Origin of the sequence: Mesorhizobium sp. CA14 (assembly GCF_020165195.1) — a bacterium.
Classification (GTDB): Bacteria; Pseudomonadota; Alphaproteobacteria; order Rhizobiales; family Rhizobiaceae; genus Mesorhizobium.
In genome coordinates this window covers 66,193-90,142 of the sequence record NZ_JAIUHR010000014.1, presented here as the reverse complement: position 1 = coordinate 90,142, position 23,950 = coordinate 66,193, and the positions used below count along the sequence as shown (strand labels likewise).

Here is a 23,950-nt window from a genome sequence, read left to right as displayed (position 1 = left end):
TCCGCCGGCTCCGCTGCCCGGTGAGTCCCGTTTCAACTGCGCTGCGTGGCGATCTGCCTCGGAACAAGGAACCTGGCCGCAAGAGCGCAGAGCAAGACGGTAAACATCAGGATCAACGCCACCAGCGCGTTGATATCCGGCGAGAAACCGAGTCGCATCATCGCCCACAGGCGCACCGGCAGCGTTGTCTGGGTGCCGGTGACCAGAATGGTGATCATGGTCTCGTCGAATGAAAGGGCGAAGGCCAGGATGGCGCCGCCGGCCATCGCGCTCGACAAGTTGGGCAGGATGACGCGCCAGAAAGTCTGCCATTTGGTCGCGCCGAGGTCGTAGGAGGCCTCGACCAGCGTGCGGCTCATCGACTGCAAGCGCGTCAGCACCGTGCGGTAGACGATGGCGAGCACGAAGACCGTATGACCGACGATGACCGTCAGCAGCGAGCGTTCGAGCCCGATTTCGCGGAAGAAGATCAACAGCGCCAGGCCGCTGATGATGGGCGGCGTCAGGAACGGCAGGAAAACGATGAACTGCAGCAGCGAGCGGCCGGCGCGGCGGCCGTGATAATAGAGGGCAAGCAGCGTGCCGCTGACCACCGCAAGCACGACCGTGCAGAGCCCGACGACAAGCGTGGCACGCAAGGCCGCAAGTATCTCGTGATTTCCGGCCAGAGCGACATAGGTCGAAACGGTGGGCGAGGACCAGTCGACCTCACCGCGCGCCACCGGAAAGAAGGAAGAGACGATCGGGACGAAGAGCGGGCTGTAGAGCAGCACGGCGACCACCCCGGTGACAGCGGCCAGAAGGATCGTGGACAGGCGAGGCACGACGATCACAGCGAAGCCCCCCGATTGCGCCCGAAGCGCTCGCCGGCAAGGATCGCGGCGATGACCACCATGGCCAGCGCCACCGAGAGGGCGGCGCCGAAGGGCCAGTTGAAGGCGGTGCCGAACTGGCTGTAGAGGATACGGCCGAAAGTGAAGCCGCTGATCCCGCCGACCATCTGCGGCGTGAGGAAGTCGCCGATCGCCAGCACGAAGACGAAGCTCGCCGCCGAGGCGACACCCGGCAAGGAAAGCGGCAGGGTGATCCTCAGGAAAGTCTGCAGGTTGCTCGCGCCAAGGTCGTGGGAGGCGCTCAGCAACACCTGCGGTATGCGCTCCAACGCCAGGAAGATCGGCAGGATCGCGAAGGGGATCAAGAGCAGCGTGAGCGTAAGCAGGATGGCGTTCATGTTGAAGACGAACAGCGTCGACGGCTCCGCGATGATGCCCAGCCCCACCAGCGCCTTGTTGAGAAAGCCATTGAGACCGAGGATGCTGCGGATCGCGTAGATCTTGATGACGTAGCTCATTAAGAGCGGGACCATGAGCAGCATCAGCAGCACGTAACGCCAGCGGCCGTGCAGCGTGGTCAGGAAATAGGCTGTCGGATAGGCGAGCAGGATCGAGATCGCCGCCACTGAGAGGCAGAGCACGATCGTGCGCCAGAACACCGGGAGGAAGACCGGGTCGGTGAAGAAGCGGAGATAATTGGCAAGGGTCGGCGCGTAGACGATCTGGCCCTGGTCCACGCTGAAGAAGCTGTAGACGAGGAAGATCGCGAGCGGCGCAAGGACGAATACCACCGGTAGCGCAAAGGCAAGCGCGGTGACCAGCGGCGACCAGCGGAAGGCGATGGGACGCCCCAGGCCAGCGCTGCTCATGCCAGCACCAGATGGCCTTCATGCGGCGCGAAGGAAAGCGCCACGGTCTCGCCAGCCCTCAGGACGCTGCCGTCCATCCGGCTCGGGAAGCGCAGCCTGAGGCGCTGCGCGGCATCGCCGCCAGCCGTGATGGTGGCGACCGTCGAGGAACCGGCAAAGGCAAGATCGGCGATGGCGCCGGAAAAACGGTTCCCGGCATCGCCGTCACCGGCAAGGTGCAGTGCCTCGGGGCGGAAGGCGGCGAAGCCGCGGGCGCCGGTGGCTGCAGCCTTGAGATGCGGCTGGTCGGCGACCGAACAGACGAGCCGGCCGAGCGCCGTCTCGATCGCGCGGAATTCGCCTCGCGTCTCGCCGAGCGTGCCCGCCACAAGATTGTTCTCGCCGAAGAACCGCGCCACGAACTCGCAGTTCGGCTTGTAGTAGAGCTCATGGGGCGTGCCTAGTTGGCGGATGTGGCCGGCCTCCATCACGCAGATCCGGTCGGCCATGCCGATGGCCTCCTCCTGGTCGTGGGTCACGAACAGGAAGGTGGTCTTGACCTCACGCTGGATGGACTTGAGGAATTCCTGCATCTGCCGGCGCAGTTCGAGATCGAGCGCTGCGAGCGGCTCATCGAGCAGGACGAGACGCGGCTGACAGATCAGCGCACGCGCGAGTGCCACGCGCTGCCGTTGGCCGCCCGACAACTGGGCCGGAAAGCGTTCGGTAAAGCGCCCTAGTTGCACCAGTTCCAACGCCTTGGCCACGCGTTCCGCGATCTCCTTGCGCGCCACGTGGCGAACCGACAGGCCGTAGCCGACATTGCCGGCGACGGTAAGGTGCGGGAACAGCGCATAGTCCTGGAAGACGGTGTTGAAGGGCCGCCGGTTGATCGGCATGTCGCTGATGTCCTGGCCATCGAGCCGGATTTCGCCCGAGGTCAGCGGTTCGAGACCGCCGATCAGCCTGAGCACCGTGGTCTTGCCCGAACCGGACGGCCCGAGCACGGTCAGGAACTCGCCATCGCGGATCGCGAGATCGATGTCGTAGAGCACGGGAACCGTGCCGTAGGACTTCGAGACGGAGCGCAGCGTGAGCAGGTCGCAGTTCTGGTTCATCACAAACTTCCAGAAACACAATGCTGGCGGCCCGGTGCCCGGACCGCCAGGTCCTTCAAAGCTCGGCGGAAGGATATCAGGGCGTCGCCTTGATCTCGTTCCACTGATCGGAGCGCTTGGTCGGATCCTCGACATTGTTGAGCCAGACCAGCTTGTCGTTGCTGCCGGCGCTGCTCGACTCGACCACGGTGTTGCCGAAGCCGGTGCGCTCGGACAACGCACCGCTGACCTTCTTGCTAACCATGAAGTTGATCCATTTCTCGGCCGCGTCCTTGTCGCGGGCGCCTTTTGAGATGACCCAGTTGTCGAGCCAGGCGAGCGCGCCCTCGCTCGGATTGATGTAGGCGACGTGGGCGCCGATCTTCTGCAAGGCCTTGACCTGCTGCTGGCCGTAATTGGCCCAGATCAGGGCGACGTCGTTGTTCTGGTAGATCTGCTGGGCCTCGTCGGCGGTGGTGTAGAAGCTGAGCACGTTGCGCTTCAGTTCGACCAGCTTGGCCTTGACCGCCGCCATCTGCTCGGCACTGAGATTGAACGGGTCCTTGTAGCCCAGCGTCAGCGCGGTGAAGGAGAAATTGTGCTCGCCATTGTCATAGGCCAGCACCTTGCCCTTGTAGGCCGGATCCCACAGCACCGACATCGAGGTCGGTGCCGGCTTCACCTTGTCGGTGTCGTAGATCAGGCCGATGGAATCGAAGCAGAACGGGATGCCATAGACGTTGCCGTCCTTGGTGACGCCGCTGACCTGGGTGAGGTCGCGGAAGCGCGGCAGCACCTCCTTTTGGTTGGGCAGCTTGGCGAGGTCGATCGGGCTTACCAGATCAGCCTTGATGTAGCGCTGCAACTGCGCGGTGTTGACGGCGAAGACATCGAAGTCCTGGCCTTCGCTGCCCTTGATCTTGGCCCAGATCTCGTCGTCGCTGCCGATGAAGACGACATCGACGCCGATGCCGCTCTCGGCGGTGAATTGCTTGACCCAGTCGGCGTCGGCATAGCCGTCCCAGGCCAGCACGCGCAGGTTTGCGGCGAGCGCCGACGAAGCCATCAGGCCGATGCCCAGGCCGACACTCGCTATCCCTAAAAGCAGTCTCTTCAACAGCATGATCATTCTCCCATTGTTGTTCTGTTGATCTCAGTCTGCGGGTCTTGCCGTTACAGCGGGGTGACGGCCACCAGCCCCTCGTCCGGCACAGCCTGCATCCGGTTGCGCAGCGGCTTGCCGAATTGCGGGGCCTGGATTTCGTATTCGTCGCCTGGCGCCGTCTTGATGCCAGAGGCGTAGCTCATCACCGCCGCGCCGAAAAAATAGGCGTGCAAGTCGCCTGGCCGGCGGTGCATCGGGTAGCGGAAATGATAATGCTCAAGATTGGCGATCGAGTGCGACATGTGCTCCTCGCCCGAGAGGAATTCCTGCTCCCAGATGACCGCGCCGTCGCGGCGGATGAGGGAAGAGCCGCGCACCTCCCGCGGCAGCTCGCCGATCAGCAGCTCGGGACCGATCGAACACGAGCGGAGTTTCGAGTGCGCTAGGTAGAGATAATTCTCGGCCTCGGTCACGTGGTCGGAATACTCGTTGCCCAGCGCATAGCCGATGCGATAGGGGCGGCCGTCTGGTCCGTTGAGGTAGAGGCCGACGATCTCGGCCTCCTCGGCGCCCGCCTTGGCGAAGGCCGGCAGCGGCAGCGCAGCACCAGGCGGGACGACGCAGGTGCCGACGCCTTTGAAGAACCATTCGGGTTGGACGCCGAGCTTACCTAGCGCGGGCTTACCGCCTTCCAGTCCCATGCGGAAGATCTTGAGCGAGTCGGACTCGGTAGCATCCTTGCCGTGGGTCAGCACATGCATCTTGTCGCGCGCGGCAGCGCTTCCCGTATGTGTCAGGCCGGTGCCGGTGATGAGGAAACGCGCCGGCTCCGGATGATCGACCGGGACAAGCACGCGGGCTTCGCGCAGCAGCTGATCGTAATCGACTTTTTCGCTGCCGGTCCGCTCCTCGACAAGCGACGCGATGGGCTTGCCCTCGGCGATAGCCGCCGTGGCAAGTTCGAGAACCGTGCCCGTGCCGAGAAGGAGGTGGAGTTGATCGCCGTCGGCGCTGACGCGGCCTACGTGACGGGTGCGATCGGGCAAGTTGAACTGAACGAGACGCATGAACCTATCTTTCCTTCTCGCCGGGTCACACCCAGCCGCCATCGACGATAAATTGCTGGCTTGAGCACATGCGGCTGTCATCGGCGGCAAGAAACAGCGCCATGCGGGCGACATCCGAGGGCTGAAGGCGGTCCGGCAGGCATTGCCTTTCCTCGATCTGGCGCTCGCCGGCCGGCGTCAGCCACAGGCGCATCTGGCGCTCCGTCATCACCCAGCCGGGCACCATGCAGTTGACACGGATGCGCTCGGGGCCGAGTTCGCGGGCGAGCGCCCGCGTCATGCCGTAGACGGCCGCCTTCGCCGTCACATAGGCGGGGCAGTCCGGATCGCCGACCATCCAGGTGATGGAGCCGAAATTGATGATCGAGCCGCCGCCAAGCGCCTTCATCTGAGGGCGCACGGCTTGCGCGGCGAAGAACTGGTGGCGCAGGTTGACCGCCATGCGGTCGTCCCAATAGGCGACACTCACATCTGCGGTCTGGTGGCGGTCGTCATTGCCAGCATTGTTGCACAGAGCCTGGATCGGGCCGTTATGCTCCTTCGCCTGCTCGACGGCCGCCTGCAGGGCCTCGACATTGCGCAGGTCGCACGGAATGAAAAGCGGCTCCGGATGGCCTTGAGCGGCGATCGTAGCGACCAGTTCTCGGGAAGGCTCGACCGCCAGATCGACGAAGGCGACGCGGCTCCCCTGCGCGCAGAAATGGCGCACCAGGCTTTCGCCGATACCGCTGCCGCCGCCGGTGACGAAGACGCTGCAGCCTTTGAGACTGGGGTAGATGGCATAGCTGCTGGTCTCGGTGGTCATCGCGGCACCTAATGCGAATGGCGAGGAATGCCGGCATCGCGGCGGCCGACGAGGAAATCGAAATCGCAGCCCCTGTCGGCCTGCAGGACACGTTCGACGTAAAGGCTCTGGTAGCCGCCTTGGGGTGACGCCGGCGGCTTCCAGTCGCCCCTGCGGGCAGCAAGCTCCTCCTCGGAAACCAGCAATTCGAGACGCCGGCCCGCTACGTCGAGCTCGACGAGGTCGCCATCGCGAACCAGGGCAAGCGCGCCGCCCGCCGCCGCTTCCGGCGCGACGTGCAGGACCACAGTGCCGTAGGCGGTGCCGCTCATGCGCGCATCGGAGATGCGCACCATGTCGGACACACCCTGCTTCAGGAGCTTCGCCGGCAGCGGCATGTTGCCTACCTCGGCCATGCCGGGATAGCCGCGTGGCCCGCAATTCTTGAGCACCATCACGGAGGAGGCGTCGATATCGAGGTCGGGATCGTCGATGCGGGCGTAATAGTGCTCGATATTCTCGAAGACGACCGCCCTGCCCCGGTGCTGCATCAGCGCCGGCGTCGCCGCCGAAGGCTTTATGACGGCTCCGTTGGGTGCGAGGTTGCCGCGCAGCACCGATATGCCGCCTTCGCTGGTCAGCGGTCGGTCGAGCGGCCGGATCACCTCGCTGTTATAATTCGGCGCGCCGTCGACCAGTTCGCCGATCGTCTTTCCACTGACGGTCATGGCATCGCGGTGGAGAAACCCCGCCCCATCCAGCGACGCCATGACCGCAGCCAGCCCCCCGGCGTAGTAGAAATCTTCCATCAGGAACCGTCCCGATGGCATCAGATCGACGATGGTCGGCACATCGCGGCCGAGGCGATCCCAGTCGTCGAGGCTTAGATCGACACCGACGCGATGCGCGATCGCGATAAGGTGCAGCACCGCATTGGTCGATCCGCCGATGGCGCCATTGACCCGGATAGCGTTCTCGAAGGCCTGCCGGGTGAGGATTTGCGAAATCGTCACGTCCTTGTGCACCATGTCGACGATCTGCCGTCCTGCAAGCTGTGCAAGCACGCCACGGCGCGAGTCGACCGCCGGTATGGCGGCATTGTGCGGCATGCCAATGCCGAGCGCCTCGACCATGCTGGCCATGGTGGAAGCGGTGCCCATGGTCATGCAGCTCCCGGCGGAACGACTCTGGCCCTGCTCGGCCGCCAGGAAATCCTCTACCTTCATGCGGCCGGCCTTCACCTCCTCGGCGAATTTCCAGACATGGGTGCCGGAACCGATGTCCTGGCCGCGGAACTTGCCGTTGAGCATCGGCCCGCCGGACACCGCGATGGTCGGCAGGTTGCACGAGGCCGCGCCCATCAGCAGGGCCGGCGTGGTCTTGTCACATCCGACCAGAAGCACGACGCCATCGATCGGGTTGCCGCGGATGGACTCCTCGACATCCATACTCGCCAGGTTGCGGAACAGCATGGCCGTGGGTCGCATATTGCTTTCGCCGAGCGACATGACGGGGAATTCCACAGGCAGGCCGCCGGCCTCATAGACGCCGCGCTTGACGTGATCGGCGAGCGCCCGCAAATGCGCGTTGCATGGGGTCAGCTCCGACCAGGTGTTGCAGATGCCGATTACCGGGCGGCCGTCGAACGCGTCGGCCGGAATGCCCTGGTTCTTCATCCAGCTGCGGTGCATGAAGGCGTTCTTGCCCTCGCCGCCGAACCATGCCGTCGACCGCAGGTTTCGCTTTTGCTGGCTCACGAACTCTGTTCCTTACGGCGCCTGTTGCGGTTCTCGACACTGCGGCGAACATCTTCCTCGGCGTTGTCGATGAGCACGAGAAGAGCCTGCTGCGCGTCGCCTCCATCGCCGGCCGCAATCTTCTCGGCCACCTCGCGATGCAGCGGCAGCGAGTGGCGCTGCCCTTCCGGATTGTCGTTGGAGAGACGGAAGCTCATCATCAGTGCCGTTTCCACCAGCGCCGCCAGCGAGCCGATCAGTTCATTGCCCGTCATGCGCAGGATGGTCTGATGAAAGACGAGGTCGGGCTTGGCAAAGCGGTCGCCGTCGTCGCCCACGGCTTCCATCTCGGCGAGAGCTGCATTCAGCTCGGCAAGCTGCGACGGCGTCGCGCGCTTGGCCGCGAGCGCAGCCGACATCGGCTCGATCGCCCGGCGCAGCTCGAAAAGCGCCGTGACGTCCTCGGCGCTGACGCCCGCCGCGTAGCGCCATGAAAGGACGTCAGGATCGAGGAAGTTCCAGTCGGAGCGCGGGCGCACCCGTGTGCCGATCTTCGGCCGCGACTCGACCAGCCCCTTGCCCGCCAGGACCTTGATCGCTTCGCGCAGCACGGTGCGGCTGACGCCCAGCATCTCACTGGAATCGTCGGCATTGGGGAGCGCCTCGCCCGGCAGGAAATCGCCCTGCACGATACGCAACCCTATCTGCTCGACGACTGTCGCATGCAGCGCCGTCGAGCCGCTGGCGACTGCCGCTACGACCCGCGACGTGCGGGCGGTGCTGAAGGATTTTGTGTTCTTCATACTATTCATATGATATGTCTTTATTCAGACGACGATGAGAGTCAAGCCGCTGGGGAGAGGATGGACGGGAATTTTGAGACAAGGGGCGCGGGTGGGCTGGTCACGATCGCGGGATGGTCTGGCGACGGTCGGGATCGCCCCGACCGTCGCCGCGCGATGGCGTCGCACCGGTGGCAGAAAAACGGGCTGCCGTCGACTGGCTACGTCCCGCCGGACCCGCCGCGCTCGACAGCCGCGGTGCGGACGCGATGGCCTGCTTTCCGCTTGTCCCCTACTCCCAATCGTATAAGAGGCGGCCGCTTCACCTTCGCCGGGCGGGACCATCGAGTTGCCAATGCGGCCTCACCGACGCCTTCAACCGGTCCAGAGGGAAGGCACCGGCAGTATGGTGCTCGCGCCTAGCGAGAGCCGGTCGGCAAGCGTCCGCTTCATGCCTTCGGAAACGATCTCGAGGCGATAGCCTTGGCAGAGCCCTGGGGAACTGCCTCAGCTCGCCTCGCGCATCGCCTCGGCGGCCTGCAGGTCGACGGAGACCAGCTGGCTGACGCCCTGCTCGGCCATGGTGACGCCGAACAGCCGGTCCATGCGCGCCATGGTGATGGGGTTGTGGGTGATGATGACGAAGCGCGTCTCGGTGGTCTTCGACATCTCGTCCATGAGGTTGCAGAAGCGCTCGACATTGTGGTCGTCGAGCGGCGCGTCGACCTCGTCGAGCACGCAGATCGGCGCCGGATTGGTGAGGAAGACGGCGAAGATCAGCGACATCGCCGTCAGCGCCTGCTCGCCGCCCGACAGCAGCGTCATGGTCTGCGGCTTCTTGCCCGGTGGGCGGGCGAGGATTTCCAGCCCCGCTTCCAGCGGATCTTCCGACTCGATCAGCTGCAATTCGGCCGTGCCGCCGCCGAACAGGTGCGAGAACAGCCGCTGGAAATGGCCGTTGACGACCTCGAAGGCCGACAGCAGCCGTTCGCGCCCTTCGCGGTTGAGGCTCTGGATCGCCTGCCTCAGCTTGCGGATCGCCTCGATGATGTCCTCGCGCTCGGAGACGATGGTCTCCAGCCTGTCGGATAGCTCCTTCTGCTCTTCCTCGGCGCGCAGGTTGACGGCGCCAAGCCGCTCGCGCTCGATCTTCAGCCGGTCGAGCTGGCGTTCGATCTCGGCCATGTCGGGCATCGGATCGTCGGCTTCGAGGCCGGTATGCTTGATGACCAGATGCGGCGGTGTGTTCAGCGCTTCCTGGATGCGCGCCTCGACCTCGGCGCGGCGCTCGTCGGCCGCTGTCAGCCGCTCCTCGGCGCGGACGCGGGTCTCGCGCGCCTCGGCCAGCGACTGGATGGCGGCGGTCGCCGCCTTGTCGAGCTCCGCCTGCTTGTTCTCCGCCTCCTGCAAGCGGTCGCTTGCTGCCTGGCGCAGCGCCTCCGCCTCGGAAAGTTGCGTCAAGAGCGCGCGGCGCTTTGCGTCGATCTCATCCGGCGCATCGGCCAGCCGCTCGCGTTCGGCTTCGGCCTCCGCCTTGCGCTCGCCAAGCGCGGCGATCTGCGTCGAGGCATTTTCGGCACGCTCCAGCCAGTTCTTGCGCTCGGCGCCGATGGCATCGAGCCGGCGCATGCGCGCCTCGGCCTCGCGCCGCAGCCCTTCATGCACGGCGCGCGCATCGGCAAGCGTGGCGCGGTCGCGCGAGACGTTGGCGGAAGCCTGTTCGAGCTGCAGCTGGAGATCGCCGAGATCGGGCGCGTCCTTCAGCATCTCCTCTGCCTCGAGGAAGGCGGCCTGCGTCTCCTCATGGCTGTCGACGATGCGGGCACGGGCTTCATCCAGAGCAGCGCGCCGGCTCACCAGCTCGCCGCCGGCCTTCTCGGCCTCGGCCAAGGCGTTGCGGGCGGCATCCAGCGCATGCTGGGCGTCGCGGCCGGCCTGACGCGCATTGCGTTCGGCCTCGCTTGCCTGGCGCATCGCCTGCTCGGCGCGCGCCAGCGCTTCCTCGGCCTCGCGCACGACGCGCGTCGCCTGCACGGCTTCGGCATCGAGCTCGGCCAGACGGTTCTTCTGCGCCAGCCGCAGCGCGGCGGCGGTCGGGGCGTCGGCGCTCGCGGTCAGGCCGTCCCAGCGCCAGAGCGCGCCGTCGCGGCTGACCAGCCGCTGGCCGGGCGAAAGCTGCGCCTGGAGGTGGCGCCCGTCCGCGGTATCGACGATGCCTATCTGCGCCAAACGGCGGGCGAGCTGCGCCGGCGCGCGCACCACGCTGGCAAGGCTTTTCACGCCTTCGGGCAGTGACGCATCGCCTGGCTGGATCGCGCTTTCGCCCCAATGCACCGGTGCGCTGCGGTCGAGCGGGACATCGAGGTCCTCGCCCAACGCCGCACCCAGCGCCGTCTCATAGCCGCGCTCGACGCTGATCTGCTCAAGCACCGAAGGGAAAAGATCGCCGCCGCTGGTGGCGTTGAGGATCTTCGCCAGCGTGCGCGCCTCGGTCTCGATGCGCGCCAGTTCCGCCCTGGCGTCCTGCAGCGGCGGGCGAGCGGCGCTTTCGGCGGCGCGCGCCTCGGCGACGGCCTGTTCGGCGGAAATGGCGCCGGCCTCGCTCTCTTCCAGCCGGGCAAGCGCATCCTCGACCAGAAGCCGCTTTTCGGCCGGATCGGGCAAGCCGGAAATCCGCGCGACGATGTCGGAAAGCTCGCGGTCGACCTCGGCGAGCTGGCGGGCGAAGCGGCCGCGGCGCTCGGCGGTCTCGCGCAAACTGCGCTCGATCTGGTGGCGCGAGGCTGCGGCCTCGGCGCGCTCGGCGGTCAGCGCGGCAAGTTTTGCCTCGCTCTGCGACAGCGTCGCGCCGGCCTGCTCGAAGGCGGCGCGCGTGGTCGCCTCGCGCTCGGCGGCGCCTGCATTGTCCGAGTTGAGCTCAGCCTCCTCGGCGCGCAGGCGCTCGAGGATGTCGGCATTGTCGCGCACCATCCGTTCCTCGCGGGCGATGTCGGCGTCGAGCTGCTGCAGGCGGCGTTCGAGTTCGGTCTGGCGCGCGCGGATGCGGCCGGCCTCTTCCTCGAGCTGGGTCTTGGCGATCGACAGGCGCTGGAAGGCGGCCGCGGCGGCGGCCTCCGCGTCGCGAAGATCCGGCAATCGATGCGCGGCGATGCCCTGCTCCCTGGCGGCCGCCATCTGGGCGGCGGCGCGGTCGCCGACCAGCGTGGTGGCGACGGCGAGCGCCGAACGCGCCTCGCCTTCCTGGGTCTTGGCGAGCGTCCAGCGCAGATGCAGAAGCGTCGCTTCCGCCTTGCGGATGTCGGCCGACAGGTTCTTGAAGCGCGAGGCCTGGCGCGCCTGACGCTTCAGGCTGTCGATCTGGCCTTCCAACTCGCCGACGACGTCGTCCAGCCGCTCGAGATTCTGCTCGGCCCCTTTCAGCCTCAGCTCCGCCTCATGGCGGCGCGTATGCAGGCCGGAAATGCCGGCTGCTTCTTCGAGCAGCGCGCGGCGTGCCTGCGGCTTTGCCTGGATCAGCTCGCCGATGCGGCCCTGGCCGACCATGGAAGGCGAGCGCGCGCCGGTCGACTGGTCGGCGAACAGAAGCTGCACGTCCTTGGCGCGCGCTTCCTTGCCGTTGATGCGGTAGAGCGAGCCCGCCTCGCGCTCGATGCGGCGCGAGACCTGCAACTCATCGGCATCGTTGAAGGCGGCAGGCGCGGTGCGGTCTGTATTGTCGAGGAAAAGCGTGACTTCGGCGGTGTTGCGCGCCGGCCGCGCACCGGAGCCGGAGAAGATCACGTCGTCCATGCCGGACGCGCGCATGTTCTTGTAGGAGCTTTCGCCCATCACCCAGCGCAAAGCTTCGACGAGATTCGACTTGCCGCAGCCATTCGGCCCGACAATGCCGGTCAACCCGCGTTCGATGACGAACTCGCCGGGCTCGACGAAGGACTTGAAACCGAGGAGGCGAAGGCGCGAAAACTTCATTCGCGCCGCCCAACACTACAGGCGTGCGCGCCGAAGCCGGACCGCTTCGGCGCGGCCTGGATGTCAGAGCAGAGGGTCGATGATGGCCGACATTTCCTCAATCGACATCGCCCCTTTGTAGGTCTTTCCGTTGATGAAGAAGGTCGGCGTCGAGTCGACCTTGAACTCGTCCGCTCCGCGTTTCTGGACTGCTCTCACATCGTCTAGAAGCTTCTGGTCCGTCAAGCAGGCCTCGAAGGACTCCTGTGTAAAACCGGCCAGCTTGGAGATCTGCAGCAGCGCTTCCTTGGTGTTGCTGACGCCGACCCAGCTCGGTTGCTGCTTGAACAGCACGTCGACCATGGCGAAGTAGTTGTCCTTGGAGCAGCGCGCCAGCATGAAGCCGGCCTCGGCGCTCGGGTCGAAGGGGAATTCGCGCAGGATGTAACGGACCTTGCCGGTGTCGATGTATTTCGACTTCAACTGCGGGAAGGTGGTGTCGTTGAAATGCGCGCAATGCGGGCAGGTCATGGATGCGTATTCGACGATAGTGACCTTGGCGTCGTCCTTGCCGAGCTGCTTGTCGGGCAGCGCGCCGGGCTTGAGCAACTCCGCCATGTCTACGGTGCCCTGCGCCTCGGGTACCTGGGCCGCCGCCGGCGTGGCGGCCGGCTTGGCAGGCGTCGACGGGTTGGCCGGCTTCACATCGGCGGCCTTGGCCTCCTCGCCGGAGTCGCTGCATGCCGCAAGCAGCGCCACCGCAGGAACAGCAGCCAGCGTGGTCAGAAGGTTTCTGCGAGACAAGCTATTGCCAAACGGGCTTTTGCCAAACGGGGCACGGTTCATGCGAATCACCTGATATCGGTTGGATTTTGCAATGCAAGGGCTAGAAAAGGCGAGAGTTGGCGCGAATTAAGGCATCGCGATCCCCAATCCAATCGCGAAACTCGATCGTAAGCATCACGAATGCGCGAGATTGGTGACGCACTCATGACGCTTCTTACGACCCTTTCGGCTTCCTTTCACCCATAATTGTGGCACCAAGCCGCTCCAGCGACGCGCGCAGGCCGTCATCCTCGATCTTGCCGACCAGATGCGAAAGCTTCGATTTCTCGGCCTCGCTCAAAGGCCGCGGCGCCGGCTTCGGCCGCGCCTTTTGCGAAAGCACCGGTTTTTGCAGGATTTTGATGCGGCCGACCGCGTTGAAGCCCAGGAAGGCGTTGACGCGGTTGATGACCTCGCCGGCCTCATGCTGCAGATGCAGCGCCGCCATGCCTTCGCAGGCGATAATCAGTGTCGCCGGCTCGAACGGATCGTCTTCATGCAGACGACGCGGCCACTGGATCTTCTCCGGCCGCGAATGGCTGGCGAGCCGCGGCCCGGCGATCTCTTCCCAGGACTGTACCAGCCCGATCGAGATGCCGGCGCGCTTCTTCAGCACCGGATCGAGGATCTCGGTCGCGAGATCGCTGACCGGAACGGGATTGCCGAAGGGCCTTTTCCCTGCCATGTGCGTTCTCCAAGTCCCCAGTTCATCCGATCAATGGCACCACTAAACCAGACCCGCAAGGCATCACAGCAGGCTACGTCCGGCGATACGGGCATCGCGTCCCGCCTGCTCGCTTGGTATGACGCCCACCACCGCGACTTGCCCTGGCGCGTCGCCCCGGGCGCGTTTGCGCGCGGCGTGAGGGCCGATCCCTATCGCGTCTGGATGTCCGAGGTGATGCTGCAGCAGACCACGGTCGAAGCGGTGAAGGCCTATTTCCGCAATTTCGTCGAGAAATGGCCGACGGTCGAGGCGCTGGCGGCGGCGCCCGCCGAGGACGTGATGAAGGCCTGGGCCGGGCTCGGCTATTATTCCAGGGCGCGCAACCTGAAGGCCTGCGCCGACCTCGTGGCGCTGCGGGGCGGACGCTTTCCCGACACCGAGGCGGGCTTGCGCGAATTGCCCGGCATCGGTGCCTACACCGCGGCGGCGATCGCGGCGATCGCCTTCGACCGGCCGGCGGCGGTCGTCGACGGCAATGTCGAGCGGGTGATGACCCGGCTCTATTCAATCGAAACGCCGCTCAGCGAAGCGAAACCCGAAATCCGCGCGCTGGTCGAGAAGCAGGTGCCGCGGACGCGGCCCGGCGATTTCGCCCAGGCGATGATGGATCTCGGCGCAACAATCTGCACGCCAAAGCGGCCGCGCTGCATGCTCTGCCCGGTGCGCGAGGATTGCAGCGCCATCCTCACCGGCGATCCGGAACGCTTCCCGGTCCGCCTGCCGAAGGACGACAAGCCGCTGCGCAAGGGTGCTGCCTTCGTCGCCGAGCGTGACGACGGCGCCATCCTGTTGGGCAAGCGGCCGGCGAAGGGCTTGCTCGGCGGCATGACCGAGGTGCCGACCACAGGCTGGACCGCGCGGGTCGACGGCGCCACGACGGCCGACGCCGCGCCCTTTCCAGCCGATTGGCGTCGCGCTGGGCAGATCGCGCACGTCTTCACCCATTTCGCGCTCGAACTCGACATCTTCCATGCCCACATCAAAGGCGATGCGCCCGCGGGGCATTTCTGGTCGCTGGCCCATGAAATTTCCGGGGAAGCGCTGCCGACTGTCATGAAAAAGGCAATTGAAGCGGCGATACCGGGCGCGACGAAAAAACCCTCGTCGCACAGTGCAAAGAGGCCCGCATGACTGAAATTCGCCATATCGTGTTCGACATCGGCAAGGTGCTGCTGCATTACGATCCGAACCTTGCGTTCAGCCGCCTGATCCCCGATGCGCAAGAGCGGAAATGGTTCTTCGACAATGTCTGCACCAGCGATTGGAACATCGAGCAGGACCGCGGCCGGACCTGGGAAGAGGCGGAGGCGCTGCTGATTGCCGAGCATCCCGGCCACGCGGAGAACATCCGCAATTTTCGCCGGCACTGGCACGACATGGTGCCGCACGCCTATGACGACAGTGTCGCCATCATGGAGAGCCTTATCGCCAGCGGCTACGACGTGACCATGCTGACCAATTTCGCCTCCGACACGTTTGCCGAGGCCCGCGAGCGTTTCGACTTCCTCAACAGCCCGCGCGGCGTGACCGTCTCGGGCGACATCCGCCAGATCAAGCCGGATCAGGCCATATACGAACACCATGTCGCATCGTTCGGTCTCGAGCCTGCCGCTACGCTGTTCATCGACGACAGCCAGAAGAATGTCGAGGGCGCCAGGGCCGCCGGCTGGCAGGCGGTGCTGTTCACCGATGCCGGGACGCTTAAAGCGGACCTTGAACGGCTGGGGATTGCGATCTGATCTGAATCGCTTGCAGCAATCCGTTCAAGTGTTGAATCAGCCGCCTGCCCGCTCCATGCCGAGGCGAGCGATGCGGCGCAGCTCGTCGATCGGGGTCAAGCCGCCGCTGCGCTCATAGTGCCAGAAGGTCCAGCCGTTGCAGGCATCCAGCCCCTGCACCTCGGCGCCGATCTTGTGGATCGAGCCGGCGCTGTCGCCGATGGCCAGCGTGCCGTCGGCGCGCACTTTCGCCGCCCAGCGCTTCTTGGCGTCGTAGAGTGTGGCGCCCGGCGCCACGAGGCCATTGTCGATCAGGCTGATGAAGGCGACACGGGGTTCAGCGCGCTTGCCGGAAAGCACGGTGAGATCGGCACCTTCCAGCGGGCGCACCGCAGCGATGCGCTCATTGGCGGCGTCGATATAGGCCTGCTCGCGCTCGATGCCGACAAAGTGACGGCCGAGGCGTTTGGCGACGGCGCCGGTGGTGCCGGAGCCGAAGAAGGGATCGAGCACGACGTCGCCCGGCTTGGTCGAGGCCATCATGATGCGGGCAAGCAAGGCTTCCGGCTTCTGCGTCGGATGCAGCTTGTTGCCGTTCTCGTCCTTCAGCCGCTCGCCGCCGGTGCAGATCGGGAACAGCCAGTCGGAGCGCATCTGCAGATCGTCATTCGACGCCTTCAGCGCTTCGTAATTGAAGGTGTAACCCTTGGCCTTCTGGTCGCGCGAGGCCCAGATCATCGTCTCATGCGCGTTCTGGAAGCGGCGGCCGCGGAAATTCGGCATCGGATTGGTCTTGCGCCAGACGATGTCGTTGAGGATCCAGAAGCCGAGATCCTGCATGCGGGCGCCGACGCGGAAGATGTTGTGATAGGAGCCGATGACCCAGATGGTGCCGCTGGGCTTCAGCACCCGGCGCGCCGCGAGCAGCCAGGCACGGGTGAAGGCGTCATAGGCCTCGAAACTCTCGAACTGGTCCCAGTCATCGTCGACGGCGTCGACCTTGGACTGGTCGGGCCGGTGCAGGTCGCCGTCGAGCTGCAGATTGTAGGGCGGGTCGGCGAAGATGACGTCGATCGACTTTTCCGGCAGCCGGTCGAGGGCGGCGACGCAATCGCCTTTCAGGATCGTGTCCAGCCATTCGGACTGCTGGGGAGCGTGGGAAAGCTCGTCGAGAAGACGCACGGCAGACATCGAAACACCCAAAAGAACGCGTTACGGTTTACTGGCTGTTATGGTTACCGATCGGCGTAAACATTCGGTGAAGGCTCGCCGCCTGACCCTCGACGGTTTGCGAAGGCCGGCCCATTGGTGTATGCCGCGCCGCTTGAGCCCGTTAGGCCCCCTCCCCCAACGTTTGCGGATTGCGATGCCCCAGCCAGATCTTGTCATTTTCGATTGCGACGGCGTGCTCGTCGATTCCGAGATCATCGCCGCGCGCGTCGAGGCCGAGCTTTTGACGTCGGCCGGTTTCGAGATATCGGCCGACGAGCTTGCCGAGACCTATGCCGGCCTGACCTTCAAGGACATCATGCTGCGGGTCGAGGAAAAGTCGGAGATCCCGTTCCAGGCCTCACTGATCGACCGCGCCGAGGAACTCGTCGATCGCAAGCTGCGCAGCGACGTACGCATCATCGACGGCGCCCGCGAGGCGGTCGCCGCCGTCACCGCGCCACGCGCCGTCTGCTCCAATTCGCGCACCGAGCGGGTCGAATTCATGCTGGAGAAGGTGCGGCTGCTGCCGTTCTTCGCCGGCCGTATCTTTTCAGGGCTGGATATACCCAGCAGGAAGACCAAGCCGGCGCCGGACGTGTTCCTCTACGCTGCCGAAAAGCTCGGCGCCAACCCGAAGAACACCTTCGTCATCGAGGATTCCGTGCACGGCATTGCCGGCGCCAGGGCGGCCGGCATGCGCGTCATTGGCTTCACCGGCGCAGGGCACAGCTATCCGGGCCACGCCGATGCGCTGACCGAGGCCGGCGCCGAAACGGTCATCCGGCGCTGGGCGGAGCTCAACGGCACGATCGCGGCACTGTCGGAGTGGTCGGAAGACGCCTAGACACCCAAGGGACCCGGCTACGAGCGCGTCGTCAGCGTCGACAGCTGGTCGGTGTCGTAGCGGTTTCGCAGATCGGCGAGCGCTTTCGGATCCGGCGCGCCCCGCGCCGTGAGTTCGGCAAGCTCTTCGAAATAATGCTCGTGACCGGGCGGAGAGACGGTCATCAGCACGCGCGCCGGCTTCTCGCTGATATTCGTGATGTTGTGCGGCATTCCCGGCGGGATGAACAGAAAGGTGCCGGGCGTTGCCCGGATCGTCCTGTCGCCGACATGCCATTCACACTCGCCCTCAAGCAGATAAAAGGTCTCCTCCTGCACCCGGTGAACATGCCGCCCGGTGGCGAACTCCGGCGGGATCGTCCAGTCGAACATGCTCGTATGCCTGGTATTTTGATCGGTAACGAGGAAAGCCATTGGATGGCCACGCAACATGACGCCTTTCTTCTCGTCGGGCATGCGGATGACGGCATCGGCGCTCATATGATCCTCCTCTGACAGGGCGCTTGTTTCCGACAAGCGTTCGCGCAACATCGGCCGCTGACGCCGGAAAGTCGTGAATCCGTTGCCAAAAATTTGCTAAAAGACTCGAATGACAGCTAGGGGCGACGCCTACCAGTTCGGCCCGTTCCGCCTCGATCCCGAGGTGGGCATTCTCTTTTACGGGGCCGAGCCGACCATGCTCGGGCGGCGCGCCGTGGCGCTGCTGCGGCTGCTGATCCAGAATGCGGGCCAACCCGTGTCGAAGGACGCGCTGATCGATGCCGGCTGGGGCGGATCGGCGGTTGCCGACAACAATCTGACGGTTCAGATCGCAGCCTTGCGCCGGACTCTGGCAGACGCGGCGAACGTCGCGAGTTGGATCGAGACGTTGCCGCGCCGCGGCTACCGCTATGTCGGACCAGCCGTCGCCACCAATGTTCCCGACACCTCGGCCGCCACCCGCGCCGCGTCGGCGCCGAGCTTGCCTGAGAAGCCCTCGATCGCGGTCCTGCCCTTCTCGAATTTGAGCGGCGACCCGCAACAGGAGTATTTTGCCGATGGGATGGTCGACGACATCATCACAGGCCTGGCGCGCATCAAGTGGCTGTTCGTCATCGCGCGAAACTCGACCTTCAGCTACAAGGGTCGTGCCGTCGACGTGAAGCAGGTCGGCCGCGAGCTTGGCGTTCGCTATGTCCTCGAAGGCAGCGTGCGCAAGGCCGGCGGCAACGTGCGTGTCGCCGCGCAGATGATCGATGCTTCGACCGGCGCTCATGTCTGGGCCGAGCGCTACGATCGCAACTCCGAAGACATCTTCGCGCTCCAAGACGAGATCGCACTCGCAGCAGTAGGAGCGATCGCGCCAAGCGTGCGGAAAGCCGAAATCGAACGAGTCAGGCGCAAGCGCCCCGACAGTCTCGATGCCTACGATCTCGTGCTGCAGGCCCAGCCTGACGTGGATTCAGGCATGCCGGAGCAGGTGACCAGGGCGCTGGTGCTGCTCGAGCGGGCGCTCGCGCTCGAACCAGCCTATGCGCTGGCGCATGGCAATGCCGCGATGTGCCATCATTGCCTGTTCCTTCGCGCCGGCCTGCAGGAGATCAACCGTGCGTCTTCGATCCGCCACGCGCGGTCGGCCATCGTCCACGGGCAGGATGATGCGCTCGCCCTCACATGGGCGGGCTTTTCCATCGGAATGGATGCGCATGATCGCGCCGGTGCGTTCGCGGCATTGGAAGCCGCGCTTGCCATCAGCCCGTCGTCGGCGCTGACCTACATCCTCGGCAGCGTCATGCTCGGATGGAGCGGTGAAGCGGAGCGCGCGATAGAGTGGAGCGAGCAGGGCATGCGGCTGAGCCCGTTCGATTCATGGGCCTGGGCCGCATTTGACGCGCAGGCGATGAGCCATTTGCTGCGCGGCCATTACGAAGAGGCTTGCCGTGCTGCCTACAAGTCCGTCCAAGCCAATCCGGCGCACAGTATCACCTATGTGCAATTGGCCGCAGCGCTGGCCAAGCTTGGCCGATTGGACGAAGCGAGGGCGGCGGCCGCCCGCGTGATCGAGCTTCAGCCCGGCTTTCGCTACAGCCGCCAGTTTGCAGGCGTGAATTGCGCGCCTGCGCTCGCGCAGGCTCTTGGCAGCGCATTACGGGCAGCCGGATTACCTGAGTAGATGACGAACAGCGCGTGTCTCGTTGGCCAGCGAGACGCCGTTGTTGTTTCCTGCCCTCGCTCAGTTCGTCGCCGGCGCGCGCTTCTTCCGCTTGCCTTTCGACTTGTCCGCCGCCGCGGCCGGCGTGTTCTCGTCATAGCCGGCATAGGCCTGGTAGTCGCGCGCGGTCGGCTCCGGCACCACGACGTTGTTGTCGACGAAGACGAACTGGGTAGCGGCTGACGGGTCGGTAACCTGCACCTGGTAAGGATGCAGCTGCGAATAAAGCACCTCGTCGCCGTGCTGAACCGCGATGCGGATCGGCATGGTGATGGTGCCGGGCGCGAACATTGGCCCCGGCACGACCTTGCCGGCGACGGCTATCTTCATCGACATCTGACCATTGGCATGGGTGCAATCACGCGTCACATCGGTGATCGAGGCCTGGTAGATGATCTTGGACGGATCGTGAGCGGGATCGATGGGCTGGCCATTGGGGCCGGTCTGGGCGGCCGCGGCTGCTGCCTCGGCCTCGGCTTGCGCCGCGGGGTCAAGCTTCTTTTTCTTGGGCTTCGCCGTTGCGCCCTTGGCATAGGTGTTGAAATAGGCGGTGCCGTCGCGCAGCGTCACTTTCGGGCAATAGGCGCGCAGCTGGCTGGCGAGTATCTTGGGATCCTGCGGCGGCGGCGGCGCGGTCGGATCCTTCTTGGTCAAACCAAAGTTAAGAATGCCATTGTCGCCCGATTGGCAGCCGGCGGCGGCAAGCATAAAGCCGGTAAGCGCCAGACCCGCGACAAATCGACGGTTGACCGAATAAAACGCCATGAAACTGCACTTCCCTCTCACAAAGCCGGTGACGTATAGCAACCGCGCGGCAAAAATGCGACTGAGCCGGCTCGGAAAATTAACAATTGCCGTGGATGACGCGACCGGCAGCAATGGGCCTTTGACGATGCAATATGTGAGTACCCGCGGGGATGCGCCCGCGCTTGGATTTTCGGACGCGGTGCTGGCCGGCCTCGCGCGCGACGGCGGGCTTTACGTGCCGCGCGAATGGCCGCAGTTTTCGGCCGCCGACATCCGCGCCATGCGCGGGCTTGCCTATCCCGACCTTGCCATTCGCGTCTTGACGCCATTCCTCGGCGGCGAGATCGCGGCGCCCGTGTTCGAGCGGCTGGTGCGGGAAGCCTATGCGACTTTCCGGCATGAGGCTGTCTGCCCGCTGGTGCAGACCGGGAAAAACACCTTCATCCTCGAGCTGTTCCACGGCCCGACGCTGGCCTTCAAGGATGTGGCCATGCAGTTGCTGGCGCGGCTGATGGACCACGTGCTTGCCGAACGCGGCCAGCGCGCCACCATCGTCGGCGCGACCTCGGGCGACACCGGGGGTGCTGCGATCGACGCCTTCGCCGGCCGCGACCGCACCGACATCTTCATCCTTTTCCCGCACGGCAAGGTTTCGCCGGTGCAGCAGCGCCAGATGACGACGTCGAGCGCCGCCAACGTCCATGCGCTGTCGGTCGAGGGCAATTTCGACGACTGCCAAGGCCTGGTGAAGGACATGTTCAACGACCACGGCTTTCGCGACCGGGTATCGCTTTCGGGCGTCAATTCGATCAACTGGGCCCGCATCATGGCCCAGATCGTCTATTATTTCTCGTCGGCGTTGTCGCTCGGCGCGCCCGACCGTCCAGTCTCCTTCACCGTGCCCACCGGCAATTTCGGCGATATTTTCGCCGGCTACGCCGCCAAGCGCATGGGGCTGCCGATCGAGCGGCTGATCATCGCCACCAACGACAACGACATCCTGGCGCGCACGCTGGCGAGCGGCGAATACCGAACCAGGGGCGTTTTCGCCACGACCTCGCCGTCGATGGACATCCAGGTGTCGTCGAATTTCGAGCGGCTGCTGTTCGAGGCTGCGGACCGCAGCCCCGAGACGGTCAGGCGGTACATGAACGGGCTGAGGCAATCGGGCGCCTTCACCATCGAGCAAGGCGAGCTCAAGCGCATCCGCGCCGAGTTCGACGCCGGTCGCGCTACCGTCGACGAGGTCGCCGCCACCATCCGCACGATGCTGGAGAAAAGCAACTACCTGCTCGATCCGCATACGGCGGCGGCCGTTCATGTCGCGGCCGCCCATGCCTCCGGTCCGGTGCCCATGGTGGTGCTCGGCACCGCGCATCCGGCGAAATTCCCGGCGGCGGTGGAGGCTGCGAGCGGCATCGGCCCTGCCCTGCCCGCATGGCTAGGCGGCTTGATGACAGCCGACGAAAAATACACGATACTTCCATCCGACTTGAAAATGGTGGAAGATTACGTGAGCCGCCACTCGCGGGCGGCGCGTTAGGGAGTACTTGCCATATGGGTGTTGAGGTAAGCCGTCTGTCGAACGGCCTGACAGTCGCCACCGAAACCCTTCCAAGCATCGAATCGGTTGCCCTAGGGGCCTGGGTCAAGTCAGGCGCCCGCAATGAGCGGGACGACGAGCATGGCATGGCCCATCTGCTCGAGCACATGGCGTTCAAGGGCACCAAGCGCCGCAGCGCCTTCGAGATCGCCTCGGAAATCGAGAATGTCGGTGGTGAGATCAACGCCGCCACCAGCGTCGAGACGACCTCATACTATGCCAGGGTGCTTTCCGACGACGTGCCGCTGGCGGTAGATATCCTGGCCGACATCCTGCAGGAGTCCGAATTCGATCCCGACGAGCTCGAACGGGAGCAGCATGTGATCCTGCAGGAGATCGGCGCCGCCCACGACACGCCCGACGACATCGTCTTCGACCGCTTCACCGAAACGGCCTTCCGCCATCAGACCATCGGCCGCTCGATCCTGGGCACGCCGGAGACGGTCAAATCCTTCACCTCCAAGCAGCTGCACAACTTCATCGAACGGCAATATGACGCAGAGCGGATGGTCATCGTGGCCGCCGGCGACGTCAAGCATGACAATTTCGTGCGCGAGGTGGAAAAACAGCTCGGCGGCTTTCGTTCCAAGGCAGCGGGCAACATCCCGCAATATGCGCAATATGTCGGCGGCGACTTTCGCGAGGACCGCGACCTGATGGATGCGCAGATCGTGCTGGGCTTCGAGGGCCGCGCCTATCATGTGCGCGATTTCTACGCCTCGCAGGTGCTTTCGATGATCCTGGGCGGCGGCATGTCGTCGCGGCTGTTCCAGGAGGTGCGCGAGAAGCGCGGCCTCTGCTACTCGGTCTATGCCTTCCACTGGGGATTTTCCGACACCGGCATTTTCGGCGTGCATGCCGCGACCGGGCAGAGCGACATCGCCAAGCTGGTGCCGGTGATCATTGACGAATTGCAGAAGGCCGGCGAGAGCATCCAGCAGGACGAGCTCGACCGGGCGCGCGCGCAATATCGCGCCGGCCTCATCATGTCGGCCGAGAGCCCAGCCAGCCGCGCCTCGCAGATCGCAAGGCAGCTGCTTCTGTTCGGGCGGCCGATCGCCAAGGAGGAATTGATGGAGCGGCTTTCGGCGCTGACCGTCGAGCGGCTGACCGACCTCTCCTCGCGGCTGTTTTCGACCAAGCCCACGCTCACCGCGGTCGGCCCTGTGGGCACGCTTGCGCCTTACGAGGCGATCCTCGAATCGCTTGCGGGCCCGCAGACGACGGCCCGCCGGCTCGCCGTCTGATCTTCGACCAAAACCGTGTTCGCGCTTCCTTTCTTTCGCCGCGACCTGCCGGCATTGAAGGGCGACAAGGTCACGCTGCGCGTGCCCTTGACCAACGACTATCGCGAATGGTCGACGCTACGGGGCGAAAGCCGTGCTTTCCTGGAGCCGTGGGAGCCGCGCTGGCAGCCGGACGAGCTTGACCGCACCGCCTGGCGACTGCGCATCAGCCGCTACCGCGAGGATTACGCGCAAGGCACGGCCATCGCCTTCTTCATCTTCGAAAAATCGAGCGGCAAGCTTGCCGGCGGCATCACGCTCGGCAACATCCGCCATGGCGTCGCGCAGAGCGGCCATATCGGCTACTGGATCGGCGAACGCTTCGGCGGCCGCGGTCTGATGACCGAGGCGGTCAAGCTGGTGTCGCGCTTCGCCTTCGATACGCTCAGGTTGCACCGGATCGAAGCTGCCTGTATTCCCGAAAACGCCCGGTCGATCCGCGTGCTTGAAAAAGCCGGATTCCGGCGCGAAGGACTTCTGCGATCCTATCTCAGGATCAACGGCATCTGGCAGGATCACTACCTCTACGCCCGGATCGCGGACGATCCGCCGGGCGAAGGAACGAAGGGCTGATTGTGACGAATTCTCCGCGATTAGC

The 23,950-nt window shown here is 65.0% G+C and carries 21 protein-coding genes; 7 read left to right on the top strand and 14 right to left on the bottom strand.

The genetic code is table 11. The annotated features are described in order from the left end of the window. Nucleotides 1-32: 32 nt before the first annotated feature. The 11 genes from LB565_RS16700 to LB565_RS16650 all read right to left on the bottom strand — a co-directional run bounded on the left by LB565_RS16700 (nt 33) and on the right by LB565_RS16650 (nt 13,710). Complete coding sequence (locus LB565_RS16700) at nt 33-833, bottom strand: ABC transporter permease (RefSeq protein WP_224585819.1); 801 nt, start codon at nt 831-833, stop codon at nt 33-35. Continuing rightward, nucleotides 830-1,702 carry an ABC transporter permease gene (locus LB565_RS16695; RefSeq protein ID WP_224585817.1) on the bottom strand — a complete coding sequence of 291 codons (873 nt, stop codon included), beginning with the start codon at nt 1,700-1,702 and terminating at the stop codon, nt 830-832. The genes LB565_RS16700 and LB565_RS16695 overlap by 4 nt, the downstream gene beginning before the upstream one ends. Beyond that, a complete protein-coding gene (locus LB565_RS16690; protein ID WP_224585815.1) occupies nt 1,699-2,799 on the bottom strand; it encodes an ABC transporter ATP-binding protein in 1,101 nt (366 codons plus the stop codon). The genes LB565_RS16695 and LB565_RS16690 overlap by 4 nt, the downstream gene beginning before the upstream one ends. A gap of 76 nt (nt 2,800-2,875) precedes the next feature. Continuing rightward, on the bottom strand, nt 2,876-3,901 hold the full coding sequence (locus LB565_RS16685; protein WP_224585813.1) for an ABC transporter substrate-binding protein: 1,026 nt from the start codon (nt 3,899-3,901) through the stop codon (nt 2,876-2,878). Nucleotides 3,902-3,951: 50 nt separating this feature from the next. After that, nucleotides 3,952-4,950, bottom strand: a complete 999-nt coding sequence (gene araD1, locus LB565_RS16680) for an AraD1 family protein (RefSeq protein WP_224585811.1) — start codon at nt 4,948-4,950, stop codon at nt 3,952-3,954. A 25-nt stretch (nt 4,951-4,975) separates the two neighbouring features. Further along, nucleotides 4,976-5,755 (bottom strand): SDR family NAD(P)-dependent oxidoreductase, encoded by a 780-nt coding sequence (locus LB565_RS16675; protein ID WP_224585808.1) that lies wholly within the window; start codon nt 5,753-5,755, stop codon nt 4,976-4,978. A gap of 8 nt (nt 5,756-5,763) precedes the next feature. Further along, nucleotides 5,764-7,425 (bottom strand): IlvD/Edd family dehydratase, encoded by a 1,662-nt coding sequence (locus LB565_RS16670; protein WP_411970657.1) that lies wholly within the window; start codon nt 7,423-7,425, stop codon nt 5,764-5,766. A 62-nt stretch (nt 7,426-7,487) separates the two neighbouring features. Beyond that, nucleotides 7,488-8,282 carry a FadR/GntR family transcriptional regulator gene (locus LB565_RS16665; RefSeq protein WP_224585804.1) on the bottom strand — a complete coding sequence of 265 codons (795 nt, stop codon included), beginning with the start codon at nt 8,280-8,282 and terminating at the stop codon, nt 7,488-7,490. A gap of 477 nt (nt 8,283-8,759) precedes the next feature. Beyond that, on the bottom strand, nt 8,760-12,221 hold the full coding sequence (smc, locus tag LB565_RS16660; RefSeq protein WP_224585802.1) for a chromosome segregation protein SMC: 3,462 nt from the start codon (nt 12,219-12,221) through the stop codon (nt 8,760-8,762). Between the two features lie 63 nt (nt 12,222-12,284). Further along, complete coding sequence (locus LB565_RS16655) at nt 12,285-13,046, bottom strand: DsbA family protein (protein WP_224585800.1); 762 nt, start codon at nt 13,044-13,046, stop codon at nt 12,285-12,287. A 154-nt stretch (nt 13,047-13,200) separates the two neighbouring features. Beyond that, the gene (locus tag LB565_RS16650; protein WP_224585799.1) at nt 13,201-13,710 is read right to left on the bottom strand and encodes a DUF721 domain-containing protein; all 510 of its coding nucleotides are present in this window, start codon (nt 13,708-13,710) and stop codon (nt 13,201-13,203) included. A 33-nt stretch (nt 13,711-13,743) separates the two neighbouring features. Between LB565_RS16650 and mutY the strand changes: the two genes are divergently transcribed. Together mutY and LB565_RS16640 are read left to right on the top strand one after the other, a co-directional pair. After that, complete coding sequence (mutY, locus tag LB565_RS16645; RefSeq protein ID WP_224585797.1) at nt 13,744-14,883, top strand: A/G-specific adenine glycosylase; 1,140 nt, start codon at nt 13,744-13,746, stop codon at nt 14,881-14,883. After that, nucleotides 14,880-15,491, top strand: a complete 612-nt coding sequence (locus LB565_RS16640; RefSeq protein ID WP_224585795.1) for an HAD family hydrolase — start codon at nt 14,880-14,882, stop codon at nt 15,489-15,491. Before mutY ends, LB565_RS16640 begins: the two co-directional genes overlap by 4 nt. Before the next feature lie 36 nt (nt 15,492-15,527). On the opposite strand, the gene LB565_RS16635 is transcribed toward LB565_RS16640, so the two are convergent. Further along, nucleotides 15,528-16,661 (bottom strand): site-specific DNA-methyltransferase, encoded by a 1,134-nt coding sequence (locus LB565_RS16635; protein ID WP_224585793.1) that lies wholly within the window; start codon nt 16,659-16,661, stop codon nt 15,528-15,530. A gap of 175 nt (nt 16,662-16,836) precedes the next feature. Between LB565_RS16635 and LB565_RS16630 the strand changes: the two genes are divergently transcribed. After that, the gene (locus LB565_RS16630) at nt 16,837-17,526 is read left to right on the top strand and encodes an HAD family hydrolase (RefSeq protein WP_224585792.1); all 690 of its coding nucleotides are present in this window, start codon (nt 16,837-16,839) and stop codon (nt 17,524-17,526) included. Nucleotides 17,527-17,543: 17 nt separating this feature from the next. Here the strand turns inward: LB565_RS16630 and LB565_RS16625 are convergent, their stop codons facing one another. Continuing rightward, nucleotides 17,544-18,005, bottom strand: coding sequence for a cupin domain-containing protein (locus LB565_RS16625; RefSeq protein WP_224585790.1), 462 nt, complete (start codon nt 18,003-18,005; stop codon nt 17,544-17,546). Between the two features lie 109 nt (nt 18,006-18,114). On the opposite strand from LB565_RS16625, the gene LB565_RS16620 reads away from it, so the two are divergent. Next, nucleotides 18,115-19,677, top strand: a complete 1,563-nt coding sequence (locus LB565_RS16620; protein WP_224585788.1) for a winged helix-turn-helix domain-containing tetratricopeptide repeat protein — start codon at nt 18,115-18,117, stop codon at nt 19,675-19,677. 60 nt (nt 19,678-19,737) lie between these two features. Here the strand turns inward: LB565_RS16620 and LB565_RS16615 are convergent, their stop codons facing one another. After that, a complete protein-coding gene (locus tag LB565_RS16615) occupies nt 19,738-20,481 on the bottom strand; it encodes a hypothetical protein (protein WP_224585786.1) in 744 nt (247 codons plus the stop codon). A gap of 127 nt (nt 20,482-20,608) precedes the next feature. On the opposite strand from LB565_RS16615, the gene thrC reads away from it, so the two are divergent. The 3 genes from thrC to LB565_RS16600 are packed head-to-tail and all read left to right on the top strand — an operon-like array spanning nt 20,609 to nt 23,925. Then, nucleotides 20,609-22,006, top strand: a complete 1,398-nt coding sequence (gene thrC / locus LB565_RS16610; protein ID WP_224585892.1) for a threonine synthase — start codon at nt 20,609-20,611, stop codon at nt 22,004-22,006. A gap of 14 nt (nt 22,007-22,020) precedes the next feature. Further along, complete coding sequence (locus LB565_RS16605) at nt 22,021-23,313, top strand: M16 family metallopeptidase (RefSeq protein WP_224585784.1); 1,293 nt, start codon at nt 22,021-22,023, stop codon at nt 23,311-23,313. 15 nt (nt 23,314-23,328) lie between these two features. Beyond that, entirely contained in the window at nt 23,329-23,925 is a 597-nt protein-coding gene (locus LB565_RS16600; protein WP_224585783.1) for a GNAT family N-acetyltransferase, read from the top strand. Nucleotides 23,926-23,950 lie beyond the last annotated feature (25 nt).